We start from the raw sequence: 8,167 nt of genomic DNA, 5'->3' as shown, positions 1-8,167 counted from the left end.
GGGATTAATGTCCACATCGACGGTTTCCAACATTGTTTTGCCATTCCAGAGAAAAGCTTTTATCAGATTGTGACTCGCGCTGCGGGAAGTGCGTTGCGTGTCCACGACGCGGCTCACCTGCGGAAATGCCTTTTGTAATTTGATGCAAGCGTCCGGGAAATCGCTGCATTCAATGCCGAATATTTCTTTGACATTGATGTGGTTAGCGATCACGATGTCGGTTCCAGCGGTAAGCTCGGGGAGGACGTCGCCGGGTGTCTTGCCGTATTTCCAGAGGTTGGAGCGGTAAAAAATATCGCCTGATACTGTGATGCCCTTTTTACGGGCCGCTTGAATACCTTGCAAACAGGCGTCGGCGGCCTCCTGCGACAGCGCGGGCGTGATACCCGCCCAATGGAACCAGGTGGCGTCTTTAAGGATTTCGTCCCAATCGTACGACTTCGGATCGGCCGTGGCAAAAGACGATCCCGCCCGGTCATAAACGATTTGGCTACCGCGTAGGGCTGCGCCCGTTTCGAGGTAATAGACCGCCATGCGTGGCCCGCCGTACTGAACGTGCGAAACGTCCACCCCGTGAAAGCGCAGGTACTGCGCCGCCGCCCGTCCAATGGGCGAGTCGGGGAATCGGGTGACGTGTGCGGTATGATGCCCCCAATAGGCGAGGGCGGAGGCGACGTTGGCCTCGCCACCTGCGTAGGTGACGTCGAAGGAGCGGGCTTGTTCGAAGCGGGAAAAACCGGGGGTACTCAAGCGCAGCAGTACTTCGCCAATGGTAACGATTTGAGCCATGTGGAGGGGCGGTCAGCAGTCAGCACGGTCCGGTGTTCCGGATGGCTAACGGCTTGGTCAGAATTATGTGATTGAGTGTATTTCAGGAAAAAACAAAGGTATGGATTTTCGTAAAGTAAGGAAATCTGCCTTTGACTTTGAACGGGCTAAACTTTTTTTGTCAAAAAAACAGTAATTTTATCCTTCTAAAACTGAAAAAAATCGCCAATATGAAAACTGATGCCCAAAATCCGTTGCCGAGTCTCGATGTCTGGGAAGACGACGTTCTGACCCGCTACCCCGAACCTTTCGAGAAAGCCAAAGAAGATTATCGCAATTACGACGAACCGGGACGCGACACGGTGCGGGAGTTTTATCGGCTCAACCACACCTATCAGACGTACGATTTCGTGCGCGAAAAAGAAAATGACTACCTCAAATTCGACAAGAAAGAAATGCCGATTTGGGAAGCTTTCAATTTTCTGAATACCCTCGTCGACGACTCCGATCCCGATACTGACCTAGATCAGTGGCAGCATTTGCTGCAAACCTCCGAAGCTATCCGTGCCGATGGCCATCCCGATTGGTTTGTGTTGGTAGGGCTGATGCACGATATGGGTAAGGTACTTTGCCTGTTTGGCGAGCCGCAGTGGGCCGTTGTGGGAGATACATTTCCGGTCGGTTGCGCCCATTCCGATAAGATCGTTTATCCCGAATACTTTGCCGCCAACCCCGACACTCACGATGAGCGGTACAACACTAAGTATGGCGTCTATGAACCCAATTGCGGCCTTGACAACGTTCATATGTCGTGGGGCCATGATGAGTACGTGTACCAAATGACGAAACACGGGATGCCCGAAGAAGGGCAATATATGCTGCGCTATCACTCATTTTATTCTCAGCACCGTGAAGAGGCGTACGACCACCTGATGGATGACCGCGATCGGGAGATGTTCGCCTGGGTCAAGAAGTTCAATCCCTACGACTTGTATTCCAAAGTACCTACCCCGCCCGATTGGAAGAAGCTTCGTCCTTACTACGAGGATTTGGTGGCGAAGTACCTGCCGGGGGCTTTGAAGTTTTAAATTTTGCTGTTGCGAGGTTGCTGTCACCCGTGAGACGCGGCATGCCGCGTTTCTACCGTAATTGGAATGCTGGGATTCTGGATCATTGGTTATTTGCTGCTGAATCTTGGGATAGGGTTGTGGGCATCGCGGCGGGTCAGTACTACGCAGGATTTTGTATTGGCCGGGCGTAATTTGCCGCTGTTGCTGGCGGCATCGGCTACCTTCGCCACTTGGTTCGGCTCCGAAACCATCATGGGCGCGCCCACCGAATTTGTTCAGCACGGGGTACTGGGCGTTATCGAAGACCCGTTCGGAGCGTCTTTGTGCCTGTTTCTGGTTGGGATATTCTTCGCCCGCCGCTTTTACCAAATGAACATCATCACGTTCTGTGACTACTACCGCCTTCGATACGGGCGGCGGGCGGAACTGTTGTCGGCGATGCTTATCATTCCTTCGTATTTCAGTTGGATCGCCGCGCAACTCATGGCGATGGGTATCGTGCTGAAAATCGTGCTGGGCTGGTCGCTGACAGAGTGCATTCTGCTGAGTTCAGCAGTAGTGATTCTCTATACCGTCTGGGGCGGAATGTGGTCCATTTCAATTACGGATTTCCTGCAAACGATCCTGATTATCGTTGGCCTGAGCATCGTCGCTGTGATACTCTACCAAAAAACGGATGGCCTGGACCGCATCACCGAAAAACTACCCGACGGCTTCTTCCGCTTTTATCCCGAGTTTACTTTCAAAGGTTCAGTGGAATACTTTGCCGCCTGGATCACGATTGGGCTGGGGTCGATTCCTCAGCAGGATGTTTTCCAACGCGTAATGTCGGCTCGTTCGGCCCAAACGGCGGTGCGGGCCACGCTGATTTCCTCCTTCATGTACCTGAGCGTGGCGCTCATTCCGCTTTTCATTGCGCTCTGTGGCCATCTGCTTTATCCTGAATTAGAACAACAGGACGGACAAATGATTATTCCGCAAATGGTGCTGCTGCACACGGAACTGCCGTTGCAAATCTTGTTTTTTGGAGCGTTGGTGTCGGCCATTCTCAGCACGACGAGCAGCGCCATCATGGCCCCGGCGGCGGTGCTGGGCGAAAACGTCTTCAAGTTTTTTCGTCCCGATCTCACTGACCGGCAGCTTTTGTTAATCATCCGTGTGGGAGTGGTAGTCATTACGCTCATCTGTATTTTCATGGCCAATACTCGTGAGAGCATCTTCGAACTTGTGGCTGAGTCGTCGGCTTTTAGTTTGGTGTCGCTGTTCGTACCTCTGGCGGCAGGGATCTATTGGCGGCGAGCTAACGCGATGGGTTGTCTGCTATCGATGATGGCCGGGCTGAGCGTGTGGCTGCTCTGCGTTTGGTTGGAAACGGAATATCCACCGCTGATTTACGGCTTGCTGGGAAGTAGTTCTGGAATGCTGATAGGGGTCTTTTTTGGCAAGAAAAGTGGTTGATTGAACATGGAGGAGGAAGACCTTTAAGTTTTGTTTCTGCCGATTATTTTTGAAGAACGCATGATATTTACGCACCGCTTCGTTGACAAGCAAAGCAGTACGTCCAGCTATGAGCAGATTACTCCCCTTCGCTATTTTACTATTTTTTGGTTTGGTTGACTGCCAAAACACACTAGCCCAAGCTAGAATCGAAGGCTTGGGCAGCCATATTCCACCGCGAGGCGTCATCACGATTATCGGTGGTGCGGGTGTAGCCTACTATCAGGGCGACCTCAGCGACGGTGTGGACTTCGCACACTTGGGACTCGGACCAAACTTAGCCTTGGGTGGTTTGTACCGCCTCTCAGAGCACATCAGCTTGCGAAGCGAACTGCGCTACTACCAGCTACAAGCCGATCAAAAGAACTCCCGAAATTTCATCAACAACTTATCGTTCCGCACCCATAACCCCGATTTTTACGTCGGGGCACAGGGCGATTTATTCGCCTTTTCGCAGCAGGCGCAGGTCAATCCCTATCTTTTTGGAGGTATTGGCACAACCTTCCTGAATCCCAAAGCCCAACTCGACGGTACCTGGTACAGCCTGCCACCGCTGACTACCGAAGGCGTAAAGTACTCTCGCACGCCGCTATTGATAGTAGCGGGTTTGGGTGCCACCCTCAAACTCACCGACCGCTGGGGACTCGGTCTGGAACTCTGCGGTAATTTCCTGACTTCCGACTACCTCGACGACGCCAGCAGCGTTTTCCCACAGCCTGACCAGCTACCAAGCGATCTGGCCCGGCGACTTTCTGACCGCAGTCCCGAAGTTGGTGAAGCGCCCCGGCAACCGGGCTTCATTCGCGGTAACCCCAAGGTGAAGGACTCGTACATTTTTCTGAGCGTGAAGGTGCAGTACGTGCTGACGACGCGGTACTTTGCGCAGCAACGGAAGAAGACGCGGTGTCCTAAATTTTAAGGAAAAAGGAGGAGAGGAGGATGGAGAAAAGGAAAAGGGGCTGACCTCTACTCGACCTTTATTTCCCCGATCTTAGGTACGATCTGAATCAGAATTCGCTGGTTTTGGGTTTCCTGCGAGCGTGGAAACCTCCCGATACCTCCCGTACCTGAACCCGCAACTTGCACCTCGCAGATGGTTTGGTCGAATCGAATATTCCGCGCGTTCCAGAGGTTCTGCACTGCCAATGCCCGTTTGTAGCTCAGCGTATAATTATCAAGGTAGTTGTCTTTTGACGCCATACCTTCGATAATCACCACGTACTTAATGTCCTGCCCGGCGTACTTAGTTTTAAGCGTGTCGATGAGGTTGCTGATGGATTTGCCCACATTGACTAAGTACTGAATATCACTACTCCGAATAACGTCGCTTTTTTGGGCAAACTGAATATTCTGCACCAGCGAAAATCGCTTATAGACCGAGTCGTAGGCAAAGTACTTGCGAGGTAGTTCTTTTACTGCCGCCTGCACTTCTTTTATCTTGTTGAGTTGCTGCTGCGTAACGCGCTGCTGGTTAGTGAGTTTCAGGTACGTCAGCACGTACAGTACCAGCATAATGAAGAACAGACTCGTCATCAAGTCGGCGAAACTAGGCCAGAAAAAACCGGAGTTTTGAGATCTCATGCTCGGCTATTTTCCGGAAAACATTCGCTTTAAGCGCGCGCCGAGTTTGCGATTGGCGCGGTCTTTCTCAGTCTTTTCCAGTAGTGCGAGCAAAGCCGCCATCTTCCCGTTCAGTTCGTTGAGGCCCTGCCGGGTGTTTTCGCTCTGTGAAGTCGCACTGTCCTTGAATTGCGATACCTCCTGCGTAATCGTGGACAAATGCTTCAAGTTGTGGAGGCTGTTCTGGCTGCCCGATAGCGCCAGACGCAACGATTCGGTTTCGTCCACGGTGAACTGCTTCACGGCCTCGCTGGAATTGAGGATGTGCTGTTCCAAGTCCTTGAAAGAATCCGAAATGGCGTGCCCCACGTCGGCCACGGCGTTGGCCGTGAAAGATTTATGCTGTTCAAGATTGCTGAAATGTGCCGCCAAAAACTCCATGAGTTGCTGACTTTGGTTGAGCTTGTTGTTCAAATTGTCGGCGATTGATTTGAAATTCTCCGTCCGTTCCAGCAGTTGGTTGGTCCGGTCCACGATGCGCTCCGAATTGGTGACGAAGGCGTTGACATTCATCATCGAGCCGTTGAATTTCTCAAACTGCTTCACCGACTGCTCTAATTGCTGCAACACCGTAAGGTTGTACTGCGTCATTTCCGACACCTTCATCTTGTCGATGGATTCCAGCAAATCCCGCTGCGCCAAAACGGTCTTGGTGTTGGAGGCAAAAATTCCCGACAGGTCTTTGAGGTTGTCCGTAAACTCACCGTTAAATTTCATCAGGTTGCGTTGCAAGGATTCCAGCGTTGCCGCCAAGCCCTGATTGATGATCGGCAGCAGTTCCACCTGCATGAAAGTATAAAACTCATTCTTCCGCGCTTCCACCAGCGTTCTTGACCCTTTGAAAGTACCCCCCGAATTGATAATGGTGAGTGCCAGACCCGTAAAGCTGGCGATCATAGCAATTTTTACCCCGCCGATCAGCGACGAAATTCCGTCGTTCAGCAGCAGATTATTGGCTTGCGCATCCACCGCGACGGCCATGTCCGGCATACTGAACAGGCCAATGACGATCCCCAGCATGGTACCCATCAAACCCAAATACAGAGGTACGCTGATGGACAAATTGATGTCTTCTTCCACCGCGCTGACGTTCCGCTCCACGATGTCCTTCATCAAACTAAAATCTGACGAAGCCCCCCGGTTACGGATGAGGTAATTGTTGAGGGAAAATAAAATATTGGTAAAAATCGGGTTGATCTCGGCCTTGCTGTCGATGATGTTGACCTGCGTCTTGGGAAGCGATTTTTCCTGTTCTTCATCACTTTCAGATAAATTGGCGATCGGATGCGGAGTGTCCTGCTGATACGCATTTGCATCCTCTAAATAAATGCCCGATGTGCCTTGGTACTTTCCCTGAAATTTCCCAATATTTTCCAGAATCACTCGCGGCGAAAGCCGCTCCAAATCCACCAGGAAAAGGCGAATTTTTGCCACGCTCAACGCCTCCGTTTTTGGAATAATATTTCGGAAAATATTGATTTGGCGACGGGTGCGGAAAAAGACGACGATTTGGATGAAAATGATAATCCCGATCAGGAACGTTTCAAAGACTTCAACTCTCATACCGGATGCGGGCTTTGGTAATGACCTTCCACTTATTGTCGCCCGCGAGTTCAGCGATGCCTGGCTCGACGGTGAAGATTCGGCGGGCTTTGGGGTCAAATGCGTTCAGAGCGTCGCAAACGGGATCTATATTCTTATCGGGATAAGCCAAAGCCAACTTTACGGAAGCGTCGTTTTCATCTATTTTAAATTTGGCGTGGTTATCCTTAGTATTTTGGAATTTGTAGATGGATGCGCCTTCCTTGTAGGCCGGATTAGCCGAACTATTGTTGAAACTACCGTCGGAATTGGGCGTGGAGAGGTAAAAATTATGCACCGTTTTTTCTGGTGTCGGTGCTGGCATAGTTTGCGAAACTTGACTCTTGTTCGGTTGGGCTGCATGGTCAACCTTGTCTGATTTAGTTATCTCCATCGGGACGGCCGCACTCAATATCTTTCCTCGCAATTGCTTAAATTCATTTTCAAGCCCCAAAACCTTATCCCTAAGCTCTTTGACTTCCTCCCTCAGCTTTTTTAATTCTCTATCTCTCGAATTGCTAAATGCCTCCATTGGTTAATGTTGCTTTAAGATTTCTCCCAATTTTAATCTTCGACCAGTTTTAGTTCAGATACAAACCAGATAGCAATCAACTATTCACGGGCGTCAGCTCCCCCAATTGCTTCGACAAATGGTTAATCGCGCCGATAATGGGATAGAAAAATAAGGTTTCTTCGATTTCCTTCTCATCCGAGCGCACTTCGTCCATTTTCTTAGTGTATTCCAGCCCCTCGGCCAGGTAATCCCGCAGGTGACGATTGAGTCCATTCTTGAATATTTCCAACGCGCTGTACGACACGCCGAAATTGTCCGAGAAGCTCATCTTCTTGTCCAGATCAAGAAACATACGATTAAAATCAGCGACGTAATCCGTGATTTCCGTTTGCACTTCATTGGTCAAATCCGCGTAGCGAAGGCGCGTGATCGATTCATCTTTCAAGCCCGTCAGAATGGCTTTTATATTTTTTATATTGATGTTCAAATCCTCGGGATCAGTCATCAGGCCGCCTTTACAAGTCAGTTCTTTCGGAATATCTTTTTCGGCCTTAATTACCAAATCTTCCGGGCCAAAGTCCTTTTCGAAAACGGCGGTGAAAATAAGTTCGGAGTATTCCGAAAGTGTCCGCTGATTGCGGGTAATAATGCTCAGAATTTTGGAGCCCGTACCGCTGAACACGATATTCTTGGGTAAGTCGGTTTCCGGTAGATTCGTCTTCATCAGCTGCGCCACGTGATAAATGATGGCGGAGTAGAAGTACAGGAAAATGATTTTGTAGTCATTGTCCTCGGCCAATAAAGCATTGAAAGAAAACATGTGGGCATCCCGGATGCGGTAGTTTTTCTCGAGCGAAAATAGAAACGCAATGATGTCCTCGGACTTGTTTTTGTCCTTAATCGAATCAAGGACTTTCATCAAATCGTACTGCTTGTTGGCGCTTAATAGATTCTCGTAATGCGACGCGTACTTCTTGATTAAGCCATTGGAAGTCGCACCGAATTCGTAGAAGCCGTCGCCAAAAATGGCATTAGCCGCAAACTTGAACGACGACAGCAAAATTGGTCGACTCGACTTAAAAACAACCACGTCCGACGTGCCGCCACCAATGTCGAT

Annotated in this window: 7 protein-coding genes and 1 pseudogene; 3 read left to right on the top strand and 5 right to left on the bottom strand. The window is 50.2% G+C overall.

Annotated features, from left to right (window positions below; genetic code table 11):
- The coding region (locus tag ACEW8P_RS02925) for a PfkB family carbohydrate kinase (protein ID WP_373511614.1) at positions 1-789 on the bottom strand (789 nt) is incomplete at its 3' end.
- Between the two features lie 209 nt (positions 790-998).
- Between ACEW8P_RS02925 and ACEW8P_RS02920 the strand changes: the two genes are divergently transcribed.
- From ACEW8P_RS02920 to ACEW8P_RS02910, 3 genes are all read left to right on the top strand, one after another.
- Positions 999-1,856 carry an inositol oxygenase family protein gene (locus tag ACEW8P_RS02920; protein WP_373511613.1) on the top strand — a complete coding sequence of 286 codons (858 nt, stop codon included), beginning with the start codon at positions 999-1,001 and terminating at the stop codon, positions 1,854-1,856.
- A 66-nt stretch (positions 1,857-1,922) separates the two neighbouring features.
- Positions 1,923-3,296 carry a sodium:solute symporter family protein gene (locus tag ACEW8P_RS02915; RefSeq protein WP_373511612.1) on the top strand — a complete coding sequence of 458 codons (1,374 nt, stop codon included), beginning with the start codon at positions 1,923-1,925 and terminating at the stop codon, positions 3,294-3,296.
- A gap of 109 nt (positions 3,297-3,405) precedes the next feature.
- Positions 3,406-4,254: an outer membrane beta-barrel protein gene (locus tag ACEW8P_RS02910; protein ID WP_373511611.1), complete on the top strand. Its 849-nt coding sequence runs from the start codon at positions 3,406-3,408 to the stop codon at positions 4,252-4,254.
- A gap of 47 nt (positions 4,255-4,301) precedes the next feature.
- Here the strand turns inward: ACEW8P_RS02910 and ACEW8P_RS02905 are convergent, their stop codons facing one another.
- The 4 genes and pseudogenes from ACEW8P_RS02905 to ACEW8P_RS02890 form a co-directional block, all read right to left on the bottom strand.
- Positions 4,302-4,916 carry a hypothetical protein gene (locus tag ACEW8P_RS02905; protein ID WP_373511610.1) on the bottom strand — a complete coding sequence of 205 codons (615 nt, stop codon included), beginning with the start codon at positions 4,914-4,916 and terminating at the stop codon, positions 4,302-4,304.
- Positions 4,917-4,922: 6 nt separating this feature from the next.
- Positions 4,923-6,518, bottom strand: a complete 1,596-nt coding sequence (locus ACEW8P_RS02900) for a hypothetical protein (RefSeq protein WP_373511609.1) — start codon at positions 6,516-6,518, stop codon at positions 4,923-4,925.
- Positions 6,508-6,861, bottom strand: a complete 354-nt coding sequence (locus ACEW8P_RS02895) for a hypothetical protein (protein WP_373511608.1) — start codon at positions 6,859-6,861, stop codon at positions 6,508-6,510. Before ACEW8P_RS02895 ends, ACEW8P_RS02900 begins: the two co-directional genes overlap by 11 nt.
- Positions 6,862-7,144: 283 nt before the next feature.
- Positions 7,145-8,167, bottom strand: a pseudogene (locus ACEW8P_RS02890) (hypothetical protein); the annotation flags it as partial.

The sequence above is a fragment of the Persicitalea sp. genome (genome assembly GCF_041751555.1).
GTDB lineage: Bacteria > Bacteroidota > Bacteroidia > Cytophagales > Spirosomataceae > Persicitalea.
This window is presented reverse-complemented; position numbering and strand designations above follow the sequence as displayed.